Below are 17,525 nucleotides of genomic sequence, written 5' to 3'. Positions count from 1 at the left end.
CTATTATTCTAAAATTATGAGCCCTGACGCTGCTTGTGCTTTGGGTTAGCGGAGCAAATAATCATAACGCGACCCTTGCGGCGTACAACTTTGCAGTGCTCGCACATTTTCTTAACTGATGGACGTACTTTCATTGTTGTTTTAAGCCTCCTGTCTTGGCTACTTGAAACGGTATGTGATTCGGCCCTTGGTCAAATCGTATGGTGACAGTTCAACTGTCACACGATCACCTGGCAGAATCCGGATGTAATGCATCCGAATTTTACCTGAAACATGGGCCAAAACCTTAGCACCATTTTCAAGTTCGACTTGGAACATCGCGTTGGGTAGGTTATCCACCACGGTGCCCTGAATTTCAATGACATCGTCTTTTGCCACGGAACTTTTTCCTCCTCGTCCGGTTGGTCAATATATAACTGCGCCCAAAATGCTGGACCTCGACCGTGTGACACACTGCGTCAGTGTATCACATTCTTCGCACGTTGAAAACAAGTCTGCCCGCCGACAGACGATGTCAATCCTGAATTACTTGCGTGCATCAAGGATTGATTCAATCTCTGCGAATACCGCGTCAATGTCCTGGTCACCATTCACATTGAACAGCAACTTGCGGTCAGCGTAGAAATCAAGCAGGGGCGTGTTCATTTCGATGTTGACCTTGAGGCGGTTTTGCACGGTTTCTGGCTTGTCGTCGTCGCGCTGGAAGAACTCATGTCCCCCACAGCGGTCACACGTACCTTCAACCTTAGGCATGTGGTACAACTTGTTGTAAGTTGCGCCGCAGGTCTTGCAAATGAATCGAGCGGTAAGCCGCTCTGTCAAAATCGCCGGATCAACATCAATGTTGATGACGGCATCAAGGGGCTTGCTGAGGTCACTGGCAATTGTTTCCAGTGCTTCAGCCTGCGCGATGGTCCGGGGGAAACCGTCTAGCATGTAGCCGGATTCCGTATCCTTTTCCTGCAGACGCTCCTTGACAAGTCCTTCGGTAACTTCATCAGGAACCAGCTGACCAGCATCCATGTAGGACTTGGCCTGCTTACCTAACTCAGTCCCGTTAGCCATAGCGGCACGGAACATGTCACCGGTGCTGATGTGAGCAATTGGAAACTTGTCCACAATCTTCTCGGCCTGGGTACCTTTACCGGCACCTGGAAGGCCCATAAGAATCAGATTCACTGTGTGTATCCTCCGTTTTCAGCCTACTTCTTGTTCAAGTCACCACGGATGAATCCAACGTATTCACGCTTCATCATCAACCCATTGATCTGGCGAACCAGTTCAATAGCCGTCATGACCACAATCAGCAAGCTAGTCCCACCAAGACCGATTGACTGTGGTAGGTTCCAGATACTTGCAGCAAGCTGCGGAAGCAGTGCCACAAAACCCAGGAACAGAGCACCAACAGTGGACAACCGCATCAGAACACCTGAGATGTACTTCTCAGTGCCTTTCCCAGGCCAAACGCCTGGGATGTAGCTACCCTGCTTGGTCAAGTTCTCCGCAACCTTCTCAGGATTAACCTGAACGAAGGCGTAGAAGAAGGTGAACAAGACAATCAGAATGGTGTAGAGTGCAATCCCCGCTGGTTTTTGCATGCTGAAGATGTTCGTTAATGCGATGTACCAACCATCACTGCCGTGTGACTTCGAGAACGCCATCAGAATTGTCTGAGGCGTCACAATGAAAGAACTAGCAAAGATAACTGGGATAACACCGGCAACGTTAATCTTCAGGGGCAGGTATGAGTTATCCCCTGCGCTCGTTACGCGACGTGTGTACTGAATTGGAATTTTGCGGTTCGCTTGCTGTACCCAGGTTACAAAAGTAACGACGATAACAATCAGCGCGAGCAACGCAAGCATGAACAGAATACCCTTCCAGCGATCAGCAGGCGTGTTGTTGATAATCTGGTCAGTCCAGATTTCCTTCACTCCACTAGGGAGCCGCGCGATAATCCCTGCAAAGATGATAAGGGAAATCCCGTTACCGAGACCCTTATCCGTAATCTGCTCACCCATCCAGGTCAGCAACATCGTGCCACCCGTCAGGATAATCCCGAGGGTAACAAACGTGGTAACGCTTGGGTTCTTCACCAAACCGTATTGGGAAAGCACTTGGAACCCAGCAGTAATCCCGATTGCCTGGAACAGGCCGAGCACGATGGTGAGGTAACGGGTCCATTGGTTCAACTTACGCCGACCAACTTCACCCTGTTTGCTCCACTCAACGAACTTCGGGACAATATCCATCTGGAGCAGCTGGATAACAATCTGCGCGGTGATGTAAGGCGAAACCCCCATCGCAAAGATGGAATAGTTTGAAAGCCCCCCACCACTCACAGTATCCAGAATCGAAATCAGTCCGGTTGAACCGATTTTCGTCAGTGCCCCGGCATTAATACCAGGTACCGCAATCTGAGCCCCTAAGCGATAAACCAGCAAAACGGCCAAGGTGAAGAACAGCTTCTTGCGAATATCCTTAACCTTAAACGCGTTTTTGAGGGTTGCAATCATTAGATCACCTCAATCGAACCGCCTGCAGCGACTACAGCATCCTGAGCCGCCTTAGATGCCTTAGCTACCTTAATGGTAAGCTTCTTGCTAAGTTCACCGTTCGCGAGCAACTTGATGCCGTCGCGTTCGTTCTTAACAAGACCTGCTTCGACGAGCAATGCAGATGTAACATCTGTGCCGTCATCAAAACGGTTAAGGTCCTTCAGGTTTACGATGGCGTATTCCTTGCGGTTAATGTTGTTAAAGCCGCGCTTTGGCATACGACGGAAGAGTGGCATCTGGCCACCTTCGAAACCGAGACGGGTCTTACCACCCTGACGAGCCAACTGACCCTTAGTACCCTTACCAGCAGTCTTACCCTGACCGCTAGAAGTACCACGGCCAAGACGCTTGCTGGAGTGACGTGAGCCTTCGCTTGGTGTCAATTCGTGCAGTTTCATGAAAATTCGCACCTCCTTGTTCTAGGTTTTAAATTAGTCCTTAATTTCCTCAACGGAAACAAGGTGGGAAATCTGGAAGATAACACCGCGAGTTGCAGCGTTGTCTGGCTTGATAACAGAACTGTTAACACGGCCAAGACCAATTTCCTTGACGATTTTACGTTGCTTAGGCAGACGGTGCACTGCGCTCTTAACCAACGTGATCTTCAGTTGAGCCATTGTTGTCTACCTCCTAGTCTTGCAGGTGCGCAACGGACACACCACGGAGATCTGCGAGCTGCTGAGCGGTCTTGAGCTGAGCCAAGCCGTCCATGGTAGCGCGGATCATGTTGATAGGTGTGTTCCGTCCGAGTGACTTACTGGTAATGTCAGTGATACCGCCAAGTTCCATAACGGCACGGACAGCACCACCAGCGGCAACCCCAGAACCTTCAACGGCTGGCTTAAGCATAACTTCACCAGCGCCGAAGTGACCGATTACTTCGTGAGGAATCGTAGTTCCCACGATAGGTACTTCGATCAGGTTCTTCTTGGCGTCTTCGACAGCCTTACGGATTGCTTCAGGAACTTCCTGAGCCTTACCAGTACCAAAGCCGACGTGACCGGCCTTATCACCGACGATCGCGATTACTGCGAAACGGAGGCGACGACCACCCTTAACAACCTTTGTAACACGGTTGATGGAAACAACGCGGTCTTCCAGGTCAAGCTGGTTTGGATCGATGTAATTTGCCATGTGTTGGATATCCTCCTTTTTCTTAGAATTCGAGACCGTTCTCACGAGCAGCTTCAGCAAGTGCAGCTACACGCCCGTGATAGAGGTATCCACCACGGTCAAATACAACTTCCTTCTTGCCAGCGGCAACAGCGCGCTTAGCAACAAGTGCGCCAACACTAGCAGCCTGTTCGGTCTTGCTTGCGTCATCGCTAACTTCTTTATCAAGAGTGGAGGCACTTGCTAGCGTCACACCCGCTACGTCATCAATAACTTGCGCGTAGATGTTTTTGTTCGAACGGAATACGTTCAAGCGTGGGCACTCGCTCGTACCAGAAATCTTGCCCCGTACACGCGCGTGGCGCTTTGCACGAGTCTTGTTCTTATCTGGTTTAGAAATCACAATGTTCACCTCTTGTTAATTGTTTGGGAAACTAAGCAGCAAGCTTAGTTTTACTTACCAGTCTTACCTTCCTTACGACGGACAACTTCGTCCTCGTAACGAATACCCTTACCCTTGTAAGGTTCAGGTGCGCGTACGGAACGGATTTCCGCAGCAAACTGGCCGACTTCCTGCTTACTAATACCACTAACGACAATGCTGGTTGTGCTTGGTACTTCAACCGCGATGCCTGCTGGTGCTTCCATCTCAACTGGGTGGGAGTAACCAACGTTAAGGACAAGCTTCTTGCCCTGCATCTGTGCACGGTAACCAACACCGACAAGTGTCATAGTCTTCTTGTAACCTTCGGTAACCCCAATAACCATGTTGTTGAAGTTAGCGCGGGTTGTGCCGTGAAGTGCCTTGTCAGAATCATTTTCACGTGTAAAGGAAACAACGTTATCCTTGACGTTCATCGTGATTTCTTCGGCAAATTCGCGGGTGAGTTCACCCTTGGGACCCTTAACAGTAACGCTGTTACCGTTCTGGGATACAGTTACCCCAGCAGGGATGTTGACATCTTTCAAACCGATACGACTCACAGGTTTGCACCTCCTTTGTTAATTAATTTTTACCAAACGTAAGCGAGAACTTCGCCGCCGACGTTCTTTGCCCGAGCTTCCTTATCGGTCATTACACCGGTGGAAGTGGAGATGATCGCAATACCAAGGCCATTAAGAACCTTTGGCACTGCGTCAGCCTTAACGTACGTGCGCAGACCAGGCTTGGAAATACGCTTCAAGCCGGAAATGACACGTTCGTTGTTCATACCGTACTTAAGGAAAATACGGATTTCGCCCTGCTTGTCGTCTTCGATAAGTTCGTAGTCGCGGATAAAACCTTCGCTCTTCATAATTTCGGAGAGGGCGATCTTCATCTTGGATGATGGCACTACGAGACTCTCGTGACGAACCATGTTGGCGTTACGAATCCGGGTCAAGTAATCTGCAATTGGATCAGTCAGGACCATTGTTAAACCTCCTTTGTCTAGGTAAATACTACCAGCTGGCCTTCTTCAAGCCAGGGATCTGACCGGCATGTGCTAACTCGCGAAGGCAGATCCGGCAAAGCTGAAACTTACGGTATACAGAGTGTGGCCGACCACAGCGCTTGCAGCGGGTGTATTCCTGCACTGCAAACTTAGCCGGGCGCTCGTTCTTGATAATGAGAGACTTCTTAGCCAAGTGGTAGACCTCCTTTATTTAGCAAATGGCATCCCGAACTGCTTGAGCAATTCGAGTGCTTCTTCATCAGTGTTTGCAGTTGTAACGATAACAACATCCAAACCACGAACACGGTTGACCTTATCGTAATCGATTTCTGGGAAGATCAACTGTTCACGTACACCGAGCGTGTAGTTACCACGACCGTCGAAACTCTTAGAAGAGATACCACGGAAGTCACGAACACGGGGAAGGGATACGTTGATGAGCTTGTCAAGGAAGTCGTACATGCGTTCACCACGAAGGGTGACCTTAGCACCGATTGGCATGCCTTCACGAAGACGGAAGCCGGCAATGGACTTCTTAGCCTTGGTGATAAGTGGCTGCTGACCAGAGATCTGCTTGAGTTCTTCGACTGCTTCGTCCAGAAGTTTTGCGTTCTGAGTAGCGTCACCGACACCCATGTTCAGCACGATCTTGTCAATCTTTGGTGTCTGCATTGTTGATTTGTAACTAAACTTCTCAACGAGTGCAGGTGCGATTTCTTTGCTGTAGCGTTCTTGTAAACGGTTAGCCATGAAAATTAGGTCCTCCTTTCTTCTTTAGTCGTCCAGCGCGGAGCCAGACTTCTTAGCGACGCGTACGCGCTTGCCATCAACAACGGACTTACCAATACGACTTGGCTTGCCGTCCTTAGGGTCAAGCAACATCACGTTAGACACGTGGATACCAGCTTCCGTATCGATAACCCCACCGTTAGGGTTAGTCGTGGATGGCTTCACGTGCTTCTTAATCATGTTGACACCTTCAACGATCACACGATCCTTGTTCTTGAGGATCTTGGTCACGGTGCCTTCCTTGCCTGCGTCTTTACCACGCATAACACGGACTTTGTCACCAGTTTTGATAAACATGTTGCACCTCCTCTTGTGGGGAAAATTACAGAACTTCGGGTGCCAGGGAAACGATCTTCATGAAGTCGTGGTCACGCAGTTCACGAGCGACAGGTCCAAAGATACGAGTACCCTTAGGAGACTTGTCAGCGTTGATAATAACTGCTGCGTTTTCATCGAACTTGATGTAAGAACCGTCATTACGGCGTGCACCAGACTTCGTACGGACGATAACGGCCTTAACGACGTCTGCCTTCTTGACAACACCACCTGGCGTAGCCTGCTTAACAGTTGCTACGACAACATCACCGATGTTACCGGTCTTGCGGAATGAACCGCCGAGCACCTTGATTACGAGGATTTCGCGTGCACCGGAGTTATCTGCCACTTTGAGGCGACTTTCTTGTTGAATCACTATTGTGTCCTCCTTTCGTCACGAAATTCTGTTAGATAATAACAGCTTTTTCGACGATGCTGATCAGACGGAAACGCTTCTGCTTAGACAGAGGACGAGTTTCCATAATCTGAACGGTATCACCAAGCTTGGCTGCGTTGTCTTCGTCGTGGGCGTAGTACTTCTTGGAGTACTTAACGCGCTTGCCATACGTTGGGTGAGTCTTAGTTGTACTTACCTCAACGACGATGGTTTTATCCATCTTGGCGGAAACCACGCGACCCTGATAAACTTTACGACTGTTGCGTTCTTCCAAGGTTAAGTCTCCCTTCCTACTTGTTCAATTCCTGCTGACGCAGAACCGTCTTAATCCGGGCAATGTTCTTCTTAACCTGCTTCAAACGAGCAGTGTTTTCGAGTTGACCGGTAGCCTGCTGGAAACGCAGATTGAAGAGTTCTTCTTTGTACTGCTTTTCCTTATCAAGCATTTCAGCAGCGCTCAATGCGGTGATTTCTTTAGCCTTCATTTGATTGCCCACCTACTTCCTGACGCTTTAAAATCTTGGTGCGAATGGGGAGTTTGTTTGAAGCGAGACGAAGGGCTTCGCGTGCGACGTCATCTGGAACGCCAGCAACTTCGAACATAACCTTCTCGCGCTTAACAACGGCTACCCAGCCAGTTGGTGCACCTTTACCATTACCCATACGAACCCCAACACCCTTACTGGTGTAAGACTTCTGTGGGAAAATGCGAATCCAAACTTTACCGCCACGCTTCATGTAGCGGGTCATAGCAACACGGGCTGCTTCAATCTGACGGTTTGAAATCCAGTGGGATTCCAGAGCCTGCAGACCGAATTCGCCGAAGCTAACTTCTTTACCGCCCTTGGCGGCACCACGCATCTTACCGCGGAACTCACGGCGGTGCTTAACACGCTTAGGTACAAGCATCGGTTACTTCGCTCCCTTCGTAGAATTCTTCTTTTCAGGGAGAACTTCACCACGGTAAATCCAGGTCTTAACACCCAGCTGACCGTATGTGGTGCGAGCTTCTACCCAAGAATAGTCAATATCCGCGCGCAGAGTGTGCAGAGGTACAGTTCCTTCAGCGTAATGTTCGCGACGGGAAATGTCGGCACCGTTCAAACGGCCGGAAACCTGGGTCTTAATACCCTTGGCACCTGCACGCATGGTACGCTGCATCGTCTGCTTCATAGCGCGACGGAAGGCGATCCGCTGTTCAAGCTGCTTAGCGATGTTCTCGCCAACAAGCTTGGCATCCAGATCGGGCTTCTTGATTTCAACAATATTAATGTGAACGTTGCGGCCGGTAAGTGCTGCAAGCTGCTTACGCAGTGCTTCAACCTCGGCACCACCCTTACCAATAACCATACCTGGCTTGGCAGTGTGAATGGAGATGTTTACCTTGTTAGCTGCACGTTCGATTTCGATGGTCGAGACAGACGCATCGGCGAGCTTCTCGTTAATGAAGCTCCGAATCTTGATATCTTCGTGAAGGAAGGTGGCAAAGTCCTTTTCGGCATACCACTTAGCTTCCCAGTCACGAATTACACCAACACGGAACCCATTTGGATTAATCTTGTGACCCACGCTCTATCCCTCCTTATGCTTCTTTTTCTGCAACAGTCACAACGATGTGACTGGTACGCTTGTTGATAGGTGATGCAGAACCCTTTGCACGAGGGCGGAACCGCTTAAGGGTTGGGCCTTCGTTTACGTAAGCTTCCTTAACGTAAAGGTTCTGAGCATCAAGGTCAAAATTGTTTTCAGCATTTGCAATGGCGCTCTTGAGCACCTTAGCAATGATTGGTGAACCTGCACGTGGCGTGAATTCAAGAATCGCGAGTGCTTCGTCAGCCTGACGGCCGCGAATCAAATCGATTACAAGACGCGCCTTACGAGCAGCAATTCGAACCGTCTTTGCCGTAGCAGTTGCTGAGGTAATTGTTTCAGCCATGTTTGAATTGCTCCTTTCTAACGTCCTGTCTTCTTGTCGTCAACTAAGTGACCACGGAATGTACGTGTAGGTACGAATTCACCGAGCTTGTGGCCAACCATGTCTTCGGTAACGAATACCGGGACGTGCTTGCGACCGTCATAAACGGCAAATGTGAACCCGATGAAACTTGGGAAAATGGTTGAGCGACGTGACCAGGTCTTGATGACTGGCTTGTTGTCGCTATCTGCAAGAGCTTCTACCTTCTTCAGGAGAGAAGCATCTGCAAAAGGTCCTTTTTTAAGACTGCGACCCATTGTGTGACCTCCTTAACAGTTGCTATAAGCTTACTTGTGCTTACGGTGACGAATAATGAACTTCTCAGACTTGGCCTTGTGGTCACGCGTCTTCTTACCAAGGGTCTTCTTACCCCATGGAGAAAGAGGACTTGGACGACCGATAGGCGCCTTACCTTCACCACCACCATGTGGGTGATCGTTAGGGTTCATTACAGAACCACGAACGGTAGGACGGAAACCGAGCCAGCGCTTGCGACCAGCCTTACCAATACTGATAAGAGCATGTTCGGAGTTACCAACTTCACCGATGGTTGCACGGTTAACGGAGCGAATCATACGAACTTCGCCGGAAGCCAGACGTACGGAAACGTACTTGCCATCGTGACCCAGCAGCTGTGCGGAAGCACCAGCACTGCGGGCAAGCTGACCACCTTTACCAGGCTTGAGCTCGATGTTGTGAATGGTAGTACCATCAGGAATCTCGGAAAGTGGCAGGGAGTTACCGACCTTGATGTCGACATCAGAACCGGAAACCACCTTGTCGCCTACCTTGAGGCCCTTAGGTGCGATGATGTAGGTCTTAACCCCATCTTCGTAAGTGAGCAGGGCAATGTTTGCCGTGCGGTTTGGATCGTATTCGATAGCGGTAACCTTAGCTACAACGCCATCCTTCTGCCGCTTGAAGTCAATCACACGGTAGAACTGCTTGTTACCACCGCCACGGTGACGCACTGTGATGTGCCCATGAGCGTTACGGCCGGCTGTGTGGCTCTGGCTTTCAAGAAGGGACTTTTCAGGCTTCTTCTTGGTGATATCTGCAAAGTCGGAGACAGACATGTTACGACGACCGTTGGTGGTTGGTTTGTACTTAATAACAGCCACGATTTTTACCTCCTATTTAGAATTATTCACCAAAGATTTGAATATCTTTGGAGTCTTTCGTCAAGGTTACGATAGCCTTACGACGACGACGCGTCGTGCCTTCGTAGCGACCCTGGCGCTTCTTCTTACCGCGAACATTCGCAATGTTTACGCTCTTGACGTTAACACCGAAGATTTCTTCAGCAGCACGACGAACTTGCGTCTTGTCTGCGTTCAGAGCAACTTCAAAAGTGTACTTGCGGTTGTCCATTTCGGCGGTAGACTGTTCGGTAATGATCGGGCGAAGAATTACATCGCGTGCATCCATTATGCGAACACCTCCTCAATCTTCTGGAGAGCTGCCTGTGTAACAACCAGCTTCTTTGCGTTGACGATGTCAAGGACGTTGATACCTTCGGCTTCAACAACCTTAACATTTGGCAAGTTGCGTGCTGACAAAGCAGCATTGTCGTTGCCGGATTCCAATACAACCAGAGTCTTTTCGTCTGCCTTCAGGTTCTTAAGAGCCTTGGCAAAGTCAGCAGTCTTTGGTGCAGCGAAGCTCAAAGCGTCAACTGCAACAAGTGCGTTCTCGTTAACCTTTTCGGAAAGAACGGACTTGAGAGCCAAGCGACGAACCTTCTTAGGAAGCTTGTAGCTGTATGAACGTGGGTGTGGTCCGAAGACGATACCACCGCCACGCCACTGTGGTGAACGGATGGAACCCTGACGAGCACGACCCGTACCCTTCTGGCGCCATGGCTTGCGGCCACCACCAGAAACTTCGTGACGATTCTTAACCTTGCTGGTACCCTGGCGAAGAGAAGCACGCTGCATGATGATTGCATCAAATACGACGTTTTCGTTAGGTTCAATGGCGAAAATTGCATCGTTGAGTTCAACGGAGCCGTTTTCTGAGCCATCTTGCTTGTACAAAGTAACGTTAGCCATCTGTTAATGTCCTCCCTTCGTAATTATTTGTGATCCGCTTTAACAGCGGTCCGGACGGTGACAAAAGACTTGTTTGCCCCAGGGACGTTACCCTTAATGAGCAATACGTTGTGGTCCAGGTCAGCAGAGACAACTTCGAGGTTCTGCATGGTAACAGTCTTGTTACCCATGCGGCCTGGGAGCTTCTTGCCCTTGAAGACCTTGTTAATAATAGCACCGAGGGAACCTGGACGACGGTGGTAACGAGAACCGTGGGCCATAGGACCGCGGGACTGACCGTCCTTCTTAATGTTACCCTGGTAACCGTGACCCTTCGTTGTCCCGGTAACATCAACGATGTCGCCAGCAGCGAAGGTGTCGGCCTTAACTTCAGAGCCAACTTCGTAATCGCTAAGCACTACATCGCGGAGTTCCTTAATGAAGCGCTTAGGGGTGGTGTTCGCCTTCTTAGCGTGCCCTTGGGCAGGCTTGTTGGTCAGAACTTCACGCTTGTCGCCAAACCCGAGCTGAACAGCTTCGTAGCCATCAGTTTCGTTAGTCTTAACCTGGAGAACAACGTTAGGCGTTACGTCAATGACAGTAACGGGTACGAGTTCGCCGTTTTCGGTAAAGACCTGGGTCATGCCGACCTTTTTACCTAAGATTCCTTTACGAGACATGGGTGCACCTCCAATTTCCTAATAGATTAAAGTTTGATCTCAATGTCAACGCCACTTGGAAGATCAAGCTTCATAAGCGCGTCAACAGTCTTTGGTGTTGGGTTCACGATGTCGATCAAACGCTTGTGGGTGCGCATTTCGAACTGTTCGCGAGAGTCCTTGTACTTGTGTGGGGAACGCAGAACCGTGTAAAGGGTGCGCTCCGTTGGAAGTGGGATAGGACCTGAGATAGCAGCGCCAGTGCGCTTTGCGGTCTCAACAATCTTCTCCGCAGACTGATCGAGAATCCGGTGTTCGTAAGCCTTAAGCCGGATCCGAATCTTTTGTTTTGCCATTGTGTTTCCTCCTTCGTCTATTATCAATAGTAGACTAGCTCCGTGAAAATTACCGACGCGCTGCCGTGGCAAAGCGGCCGGGCGTGTCGCAACTTCTCACATCCTTGCTACTCTGCGCTAACATGGTCATGGGCACACAGGATGCCCCTGATAATCAGCACTCTTAGTACTATACAGCAAGCAAAGGCCTGTATCAAGCGATTTATACACGAAATTTGCGAATTCACAGGAAAAACTCGCTGCGTTAAAATGGTAGCGATTCCACTGAAAATGTTTTCGCTACCCATTAGGTGTCAAGACAGGTATAATAGCGATAAATAACGGTTGATCCCCTGAAAGAAGGAACTGTCCATGCCTAAAGCCTTGCTTATTGTTGATTACACCAATGATTTCGTTGCGCCTGCCGGTAAGCTTACCGCAGGCACACCTGCACAGTCAATCGCGCCCGCAATCAACCGCCTTGCTGAAGCCTTCCGCGCCCAACAAGATTTTGTCTTCCTCCCCACCGACCTGCACGTCGCCGGCGACCCCTACCATCCGGAAACCAAATTGTTCCCGCCCCACAATGAAGAAGGCACCTGGGGACGGGCTTACTACGGCGACTTGGAACCTTGGTACCAGCAGCACAAGGCTGAAACGAATGTCCAAGCCTTCCCTAAGCGCCGCTACTCAAGTTTTGCCGGTACGCCACTTGACCAGTGGCTACGCGAACGCCACGTCACGGATTTGCACATCGTTGGTGTCTGCACCGACATCTGCGTGCTGCACACCGCCATCGATGCCTACAACCTCGGTTACACCATCACCATTCACAGTGATGCCTGCGCAACATTTAATCCCGACGGACAAAATTTTGCCCTGGATCATTTCAAGAATGTACTCGGCGCCACCGTACTATAGAAGCATCACAACAAAAAAGCCGCCCACCCCTTTCGGAGTGAGCGGCTTTTTCAAGTCGTGCGTCAGCAGTAAATTACTGGCCGCCGTTCTTCTTGATGATGTCTTCCTGGATGCTCTTAGGAACGGCTTCGTAGTGGTCGAAGGTCATGGTAAAGGTACCACGACCCTGCGTAGCAGAACGAAGTGTCGTTGCGTAACCGAACATTTCAGCAAGTGGGACCATGGCGTTAACCACCTGGGCGTTACCACGTGCTTCCATACCTTCAACGCGACCACGACGTGCGGTTACCTGACCCATGATGTCACCGAAGTTTTCTTCAGGAGCAACAACTTCGACCTTCATGATAGGTTCGAGGATAACGGCACCGGCAGCCTTAGCAGCAGCCTTCAGGGACATGCTTGCAGCAACCTTAAATGCGGCTTCAGAGGAGTCGACTTCGTGGTAGCTACCATCGTAGAGCTTAGCCTTAACGTCAATCAATGGGTAGCCGGCGAGAACACCGTTAGCCATGGATTCCTTCAGACCCTGTTCTACAGCTGGGATGTATTCGCGAGGAACAACACCACCGACGATGGCGTCTTCGAATTCGAAGCCCTTGCCTTCTTCGTTAGGTGTGAATTCAACCCAAACATCACCATATTGACCTTTACCACCAGACTGGCGAACAAACTTACCTTGTGCGCTAGCAGTCTTGGTGAAGGTTTCACGGTAAGCAACCTGAGGTGCACCGATCTGCGCGTCAACGTTGAATTCACGACGCATCCGGTCAACCATGATGTCCAAGTGCAGTTCACCCATCCCGGCGATCAGAGTTTCACCGGTTTCAGGGTTGGTTTCGGCACGGAAAGTTGGGTCTTCTTCAGAAAGCTTCTGAATCGCAACGTCCAGCTTGTCACGGTCTTCCTTGGACTTAGGTTCTACGGAAACCTGGATAACTGGTTCTGGGATTTCCATTGATTCAAGAATCAGTGGGTGATCCTTATCAGTCAGGGAGTCACCGGTGGTGGTGTTCTTCAGACCAATAACCGCGGCAATATCACCAGAGAATACTTCTGGGATTTCCTGACGGTGGTTACTGTGCATCTGGAGAAGACGACCAACACGTTCACGCTGGCCCTTGGAGGTGTTCAATACGTATGAACCAGATTCCAGGGTACCGGTGTAAACACGGATGAAGGTCAGACGACCAACGAATGGGTCGGTTGCAATCTTAAATGCAAGTGCGGCAAATGGCTTGTCGTCACCGGCGATCAGAGCAACTTCCTCACCCGTGTCAGGGTCGGTAGCGTTGTATGGCTTAACGTCAAGTGGGCTTGGCAGGTAGTCAACAACACCATCAAGCATCATCTGAACACCCTTGTTCTTGAAGGCAGAACCTGCAAATACAGGGTAGAATTCAAGGTTGATAGTACCCTTACGAATTGCGGCACGCAGTTCGTCGGAGGAAATTTCTTCCCCTTCAAGGTACTTGTCCATGATGTCTTCGTCGATGTCAGCAACGGCTTCAACGAGTTCTGTCCGTGCTTCTTCGGCAGCTTCCTTGTAGTCATCAGGAATGTCAACAACATCCCATTCTGAACCAAGTTCGTCTTCGTCGTAGAGGTCAGCCTTCATTTCAAGGAGGTCGATAACCCCTTCGAAGTTGTCTTCAGCACCGATTGGGAGCTGAACGGCGTGGGCGTTAGCACCAAGACGGTCGTGGATGGAGTTGACGGAGAACTTGAAGTCAGCACCAATCTTGTCCATCTTGTTAACGAAAACAATCCGGGGAACGCTGTAAGTCGTTGCCTGACGCCAAACGTTTTCGGTCTGTGGTTCAACACCGGCCTGGGCATCAAGAACGGTTACGGCACCATCAAGGACACGGAGAGAACGTTCAACTTCCATAGTGAAGTCAACGTGACCTGGGGTGTCAATGATGTTAACACGGTGGTTCTTCCAAACGGCAGTCGTCGCAGCGGACGTGATGGTAATACCACGTTCCTGTTCCTGAGCCATCCAGTCCATCTGTGAAGCACCATCATGGGTTTCACCGATTTTGTGAATCTTACCCGTGTAGTAGAGAATACGTTCGGTAGTGGTAGTCTTACCCGCATCAATGTGGGCCATGATACCGATATTCCGGGTCTTTTCAAGTGGGAATTCACGCTTGTTAGCCATGTGAATATTTTTCTCCTCTCAGGTTAATTTGCATTAAGCAAAATTCTGATTACTTAGGCGGCTAGGTCTAAGCTATTTTTTCTGAAAAAAAGGCTACTATATGACGATGGTAACCGCATATAATAGCCAATCTTCTTACCAACGATAGTGTGCGAATGCCCGGTTGGCCTCAGCCATCTTGTGGGTATCTTCACGCTTCTTAACTGCAGAACCTGTGTTGTTTGCAGCATCCATGATTTCACGTGCAAGACGTTCGTCCATGGTGTGTTCGCCGCGCTGGCGAGAGTACTGTACGAGCCAACGTAGACCAAGTGTGGTCCGACGTTCTGGACGTACTTCGATAGGAACCTGGTAGTTAGAACCACCGATACGGCGAGCCTTAACTTCAAGGACAGGCATGATGTTCTTCATGGCTTCCTCGAATACTTCAACGGGTTCGTTACCGGTCTGAGTCTTAATGATGTCGAAAGCATCATAAAGAATTGTAGAAGCCTTACCGCGCTTGCCATCAATCATCAAGTGGTTGATCAAGCGACTAACCAGCTTAGAGTTGTAAACTGGGTCAGGCAGGACATCTCGTTTTGATACATTGCCTTTACGTGGCATCCTGATAGCCTCCTATTTCCCGAGTGGGGAGTAGATTTTTTGACGAGATTTACTAAATTACTTCTTATCCTTAGGGCGCTTAGCACCGTACTTAGAACGGCTCTGCATACGGCCGTCAACACCGGCGGTATCGAGTGCACCACGGATGATGTGGTAGCGTACCCCAGGCAAGTCCTTAACACGGCCCCCACGGATCAGGACAACGGAGTGTTCCTGAAGGTTGTGACCGATACCTGGAATGTAAGCAGTAACTTCAATCAGGTTGGACAGACGCACACGAGCGTACTTCCGCAGAGCGGAGTTAGGCTTCTTAGGTGTCATGGTCCCGACACGAGTAGCAACACCACGCTTCTGTGGTGCTGGGTTGCTAGTGAGGGACTTGTTCTTGCTGTTGTAACCAAAGTTCAAAGCTGGAGAGTTTGACTTGGTTGTGTGAGATTTACGACCTTGACGTACCAATTGGTTGATAGTAGGCATTTCCAAGGTTCCTCCTTTCGATTTATGTGCTGTTTTAAGTCCACACATCCAGGCGGTTCATTTTTGATTAAAAAAATTGGCCTGCCCGGCGAGTAGATCGACCGGTGCCTGTCTGAAGGAACTTCCTTCGCGACATCGGACATCCAGCTCGTCGGGCAACCCCGAATTAACTGGAAAAAAGCACCTTTGATAGTATAACCAGGTTTAAGTCCGGGTGTCAAACCTTTTGCCGGATAAATGCGTTTTCATTTAAAAAACAACTCATCCAGGCGTGTTTCATCCCATTTTGGCGGAATCTATTGCTGAGGTGATGCAAAATGTTAACTCTTCAGCTTTTATGCTACTTCGGTGGAATGATGGTTCTGGCATACGAAGACGCACGCTGCTTATCGGTACCGGCGTTACTCAGCGATAGTTGGCTGTTCACCATCATATTACTGAGTGCCCTCTACCGCCCCATCTATCTTGCTGCCGCATGTGGTGGCGCGATTATCCTGACTGCCTTTGCTTATTTAACGCGGGGCTTGGGTAGTGCCGATATTATTGTCATCGCTGCGACAACGGCCGTACTGGGAACAAGCGGTTCGCTGCTGACCCTGCTGTGCGCCAGTCTCAGCAGTCTCTGCTGGTCACTGTGCACACACAATCATCGCATCGCGTTCATCCCCCACTTATTGTTTGGGAGTACTGTTAGCGGCCTTGTACTGCTTCTACCAGCGGCCCAGCGGCTCTTGAATTAACTTAATCACGCGTAGTGCCGCGCACGACTAATTCCGGCTCAATCATCAATTCTCCCTGCTGTGCACCCGACTGGTCGATTTTTTGCAGTAGCATGCGCGCCAAATGTTCCCCAAGGCGCTGCACAGGCTGCTTGATCGTACTGAGTTTGGGATTGGACACCTGGTCGAGAAAAACGCCATCATAACCAATGACACCAAAATCATTGGGAATGTTTCCCCCATTTTCCAAAATTCCCCGCACGATACCGACAGCAAGGCGGTCACTGGCGCAGATAAAGATTGTATTGCGCGCAAATTCCCGCCAATGAGCACTCACGAACGCTTGAGATAAGTGGGAATGATTCGCCATTCGGTGAATTCGGGGAATCTGCTGATGTTTCTGCATGGTATTGATGTAACCAGCCTCACGGGAATATTCGAATGGCTCCTTAACATCGATGCCAATGAAGATTATGGACTGGTAGTTCTTAGCCAGCGCATACTCAGTAGCAATAGTGATTCCAGCCTTGTTGTCGTTATCAATAAAATCAAAACCGTTACGATTCTCACCAAAAATGACGACTGGATCCGTCAGCGCATTTAACTCATCGGTATCGGCACTGCGGGCACCCGTAATAATATAGCCGTCCTGAACCCCAACGCTGATTGCGTTGTGATCTGTTACCAGTTGCAAGGCGTATTGCCGCTTGTCCAGTCCCTTGGCAATGCCAAAGAGTAAACTCATGTAGTAAGGCTCCACACCGGTATCTTCCAAGATAACCACTTTCACCACATTCGTACGGTTATTCGCCAAGGCCTTGGCCACGGAATTCGGACGATAGTTAAGCGCAAGCATGGCATTTTCAACCAACTCGCGCAATTCATCTGTGACTTGTTCAGGGTGATTAATGACCCTTGAAACAGTCATCTTGGAAACATTCGCTTTTTTTGCCACATCCGACAAGGTAATCACGTTTTCAACCCCCGTAAATTCATTCACTACGTAGACCAGTTTACCATAACAGCTATTATTAAAG

At 49.7% G+C, this 17,525-nt stretch carries 31 protein-coding genes; 2 read left to right on the top strand and 29 right to left on the bottom strand.

Translation table 11 applies throughout. The features are described 5' to 3' along the window. Positions 1-14: 14 nt before the first annotated feature. The 25 genes from rpmJ to rpsJ all read right to left on the bottom strand — a co-directional run bounded on the left by rpmJ (position 15) and on the right by rpsJ (position 11,625). Entirely contained in the window at positions 15-134 is a 120-nt protein-coding gene (rpmJ, locus tag EKM97_RS04010; protein ID WP_125570994.1) for a 50S ribosomal protein L36, read from the bottom strand. A 25-nt stretch (positions 135-159) separates the two neighbouring features. After that, entirely contained in the window at positions 160-378 is a 219-nt protein-coding gene (infA, locus tag EKM97_RS04005; RefSeq protein ID WP_125570993.1) for a translation initiation factor IF-1, read from the bottom strand. Positions 379-525: 147 nt separating this feature from the next. Then, on the bottom strand, positions 526-1,179 hold the full coding sequence (locus EKM97_RS04000; RefSeq protein ID WP_125570992.1) for an adenylate kinase: 654 nt from the start codon (positions 1,177-1,179) through the stop codon (positions 526-528). Between the two features lie 23 nt (positions 1,180-1,202). Continuing rightward, complete coding sequence (secY, locus tag EKM97_RS03995) at positions 1,203-2,516, bottom strand: preprotein translocase subunit SecY (protein WP_125570991.1); 1,314 nt, start codon at positions 2,514-2,516, stop codon at positions 1,203-1,205. Next, positions 2,516-2,956 carry a 50S ribosomal protein L15 gene (gene rplO, locus EKM97_RS03990; RefSeq protein ID WP_125570990.1) on the bottom strand — a complete coding sequence of 147 codons (441 nt, stop codon included), beginning with the start codon at positions 2,954-2,956 and terminating at the stop codon, positions 2,516-2,518. The genes secY and rplO overlap by 1 nt, the downstream gene beginning before the upstream one ends. Before the next feature lie 33 nt (positions 2,957-2,989). Further along, positions 2,990-3,175 carry a 50S ribosomal protein L30 gene (gene rpmD, locus EKM97_RS03985; RefSeq protein WP_125570989.1) on the bottom strand — a complete coding sequence of 62 codons (186 nt, stop codon included), beginning with the start codon at positions 3,173-3,175 and terminating at the stop codon, positions 2,990-2,992. 13 nt (positions 3,176-3,188) lie between these two features. Then, the gene (gene rpsE / locus EKM97_RS03980; protein WP_125570988.1) at positions 3,189-3,692 is read right to left on the bottom strand and encodes a 30S ribosomal protein S5; all 504 of its coding nucleotides are present in this window, start codon (positions 3,690-3,692) and stop codon (positions 3,189-3,191) included. A gap of 22 nt (positions 3,693-3,714) precedes the next feature. After that, positions 3,715-4,074 (bottom strand): 50S ribosomal protein L18, encoded by a 360-nt coding sequence (gene rplR, locus EKM97_RS03975; protein WP_125570987.1) that lies wholly within the window; start codon positions 4,072-4,074, stop codon positions 3,715-3,717. 50 nt (positions 4,075-4,124) lie between these two features. Further along, a complete protein-coding gene (gene rplF, locus EKM97_RS03970) occupies positions 4,125-4,655 on the bottom strand; it encodes a 50S ribosomal protein L6 (protein ID WP_125570986.1) in 531 nt (176 codons plus the stop codon). Between the two features lie 29 nt (positions 4,656-4,684). Continuing rightward, the gene (rpsH, locus tag EKM97_RS03965; RefSeq protein ID WP_125570985.1) at positions 4,685-5,083 is read right to left on the bottom strand and encodes a 30S ribosomal protein S8; all 399 of its coding nucleotides are present in this window, start codon (positions 5,081-5,083) and stop codon (positions 4,685-4,687) included. 28 nt (positions 5,084-5,111) lie between these two features. Then, entirely contained in the window at positions 5,112-5,297 is a 186-nt protein-coding gene (locus tag EKM97_RS03960) for a type Z 30S ribosomal protein S14 (protein WP_054675492.1), read from the bottom strand. 14 nt (positions 5,298-5,311) lie between these two features. Beyond that, entirely contained in the window at positions 5,312-5,854 is a 543-nt protein-coding gene (rplE, locus tag EKM97_RS03955; protein WP_125570984.1) for a 50S ribosomal protein L5, read from the bottom strand. A gap of 24 nt (positions 5,855-5,878) precedes the next feature. Beyond that, positions 5,879-6,190 carry a 50S ribosomal protein L24 gene (gene rplX, locus EKM97_RS03950; RefSeq protein ID WP_125570983.1) on the bottom strand — a complete coding sequence of 104 codons (312 nt, stop codon included), beginning with the start codon at positions 6,188-6,190 and terminating at the stop codon, positions 5,879-5,881. A 25-nt stretch (positions 6,191-6,215) separates the two neighbouring features. Next, positions 6,216-6,584: a 50S ribosomal protein L14 gene (gene rplN / locus EKM97_RS03945; RefSeq protein ID WP_125570982.1), complete on the bottom strand. Its 369-nt coding sequence runs from the start codon at positions 6,582-6,584 to the stop codon at positions 6,216-6,218. Positions 6,585-6,615: 31 nt separating this feature from the next. Further along, positions 6,616-6,879 carry a 30S ribosomal protein S17 gene (rpsQ, locus tag EKM97_RS03940; protein WP_125570981.1) on the bottom strand — a complete coding sequence of 88 codons (264 nt, stop codon included), beginning with the start codon at positions 6,877-6,879 and terminating at the stop codon, positions 6,616-6,618. A gap of 16 nt (positions 6,880-6,895) precedes the next feature. Next, on the bottom strand, positions 6,896-7,090 hold the full coding sequence (gene rpmC / locus EKM97_RS03935; protein WP_054675477.1) for a 50S ribosomal protein L29: 195 nt from the start codon (positions 7,088-7,090) through the stop codon (positions 6,896-6,898). Then, complete coding sequence (rplP, locus tag EKM97_RS03930; RefSeq protein ID WP_125570980.1) at positions 7,080-7,514, bottom strand: 50S ribosomal protein L16; 435 nt, start codon at positions 7,512-7,514, stop codon at positions 7,080-7,082. The genes rpmC and rplP overlap by 11 nt, the downstream gene beginning before the upstream one ends. Before the next feature lie 3 nt (positions 7,515-7,517). Next, a complete protein-coding gene (rpsC, locus tag EKM97_RS03925; RefSeq protein ID WP_125570979.1) occupies positions 7,518-8,174 on the bottom strand; it encodes a 30S ribosomal protein S3 in 657 nt (218 codons plus the stop codon). A gap of 13 nt (positions 8,175-8,187) precedes the next feature. Continuing rightward, positions 8,188-8,541, bottom strand: a complete 354-nt coding sequence (gene rplV / locus EKM97_RS03920) for a 50S ribosomal protein L22 (protein ID WP_125570978.1) — start codon at positions 8,539-8,541, stop codon at positions 8,188-8,190. A gap of 17 nt (positions 8,542-8,558) precedes the next feature. Further along, on the bottom strand, positions 8,559-8,837 hold the full coding sequence (gene rpsS / locus EKM97_RS03915) for a 30S ribosomal protein S19 (protein WP_125570977.1): 279 nt from the start codon (positions 8,835-8,837) through the stop codon (positions 8,559-8,561). Between the two features lie 30 nt (positions 8,838-8,867). Further along, positions 8,868-9,701, bottom strand: a complete 834-nt coding sequence (gene rplB, locus EKM97_RS03910) for a 50S ribosomal protein L2 (protein ID WP_125570976.1) — start codon at positions 9,699-9,701, stop codon at positions 8,868-8,870. A 22-nt stretch (positions 9,702-9,723) separates the two neighbouring features. After that, positions 9,724-10,008, bottom strand: coding sequence for a 50S ribosomal protein L23 (gene rplW / locus EKM97_RS03905; protein WP_125570975.1), 285 nt, complete (start codon positions 10,006-10,008; stop codon positions 9,724-9,726). After that, a complete protein-coding gene (gene rplD, locus EKM97_RS03900; protein ID WP_125570974.1) occupies positions 10,008-10,631 on the bottom strand; it encodes a 50S ribosomal protein L4 in 624 nt (207 codons plus the stop codon). Before rplD ends, rplW begins: the two co-directional genes overlap by 1 nt. Positions 10,632-10,654: 23 nt before the next feature. After that, positions 10,655-11,290 carry a 50S ribosomal protein L3 gene (rplC, locus tag EKM97_RS03895; protein ID WP_125570973.1) on the bottom strand — a complete coding sequence of 212 codons (636 nt, stop codon included), beginning with the start codon at positions 11,288-11,290 and terminating at the stop codon, positions 10,655-10,657. A gap of 26 nt (positions 11,291-11,316) precedes the next feature. Continuing rightward, entirely contained in the window at positions 11,317-11,625 is a 309-nt protein-coding gene (rpsJ, locus tag EKM97_RS03890; RefSeq protein WP_125570972.1) for a 30S ribosomal protein S10, read from the bottom strand. 351 nt (positions 11,626-11,976) lie between these two features. Between rpsJ and EKM97_RS03885 the strand changes: the two genes are divergently transcribed. Continuing rightward, the gene (locus EKM97_RS03885; RefSeq protein ID WP_125570971.1) at positions 11,977-12,525 is read left to right on the top strand and encodes a cysteine hydrolase family protein; all 549 of its coding nucleotides are present in this window, start codon (positions 11,977-11,979) and stop codon (positions 12,523-12,525) included. A 73-nt stretch (positions 12,526-12,598) separates the two neighbouring features. Here EKM97_RS03885 and fusA read toward each other — a convergent pair whose 3' ends face one another. The 3 genes from fusA to rpsL form a co-directional block, all read right to left on the bottom strand. Beyond that, a complete protein-coding gene (gene fusA, locus EKM97_RS03880; RefSeq protein ID WP_125570970.1) occupies positions 12,599-14,686 on the bottom strand; it encodes an elongation factor G in 2,088 nt (695 codons plus the stop codon). 135 nt (positions 14,687-14,821) lie between these two features. Further along, positions 14,822-15,292, bottom strand: coding sequence for a 30S ribosomal protein S7 (rpsG, locus tag EKM97_RS03875; RefSeq protein WP_125570969.1), 471 nt, complete (start codon positions 15,290-15,292; stop codon positions 14,822-14,824). Between the two features lie 57 nt (positions 15,293-15,349). Then, entirely contained in the window at positions 15,350-15,769 is a 420-nt protein-coding gene (gene rpsL / locus EKM97_RS03870; protein ID WP_125570968.1) for a 30S ribosomal protein S12, read from the bottom strand. Between the two features lie 353 nt (positions 15,770-16,122). Here rpsL and EKM97_RS03865 point away from each other — a divergent pair, with 353 nt between their 5' ends. Next, positions 16,123-16,509, top strand: coding sequence for a hypothetical protein (locus EKM97_RS03865; RefSeq protein WP_125570967.1), 387 nt, complete (start codon positions 16,123-16,125; stop codon positions 16,507-16,509). Between the two features lies 1 nt (position 16,510). Here EKM97_RS03865 and EKM97_RS03860 read toward each other — a convergent pair whose 3' ends face one another. Next, positions 16,511-17,461 (bottom strand): LacI family DNA-binding transcriptional regulator, encoded by a 951-nt coding sequence (locus tag EKM97_RS03860; protein WP_125571015.1) that lies wholly within the window; start codon positions 17,459-17,461, stop codon positions 16,511-16,513. Between the last annotated feature and the right edge of the window lie 64 nt (positions 17,462-17,525).

The organism is Lacticaseibacillus songhuajiangensis (genome assembly GCF_003946025.1).
Classification (GTDB): Bacteria; Bacillota; Bacilli; order Lactobacillales; family Lactobacillaceae; genus Lacticaseibacillus; species Lacticaseibacillus songhuajiangensis.
This window is presented reverse-complemented; position numbering and strand designations above follow the sequence as displayed.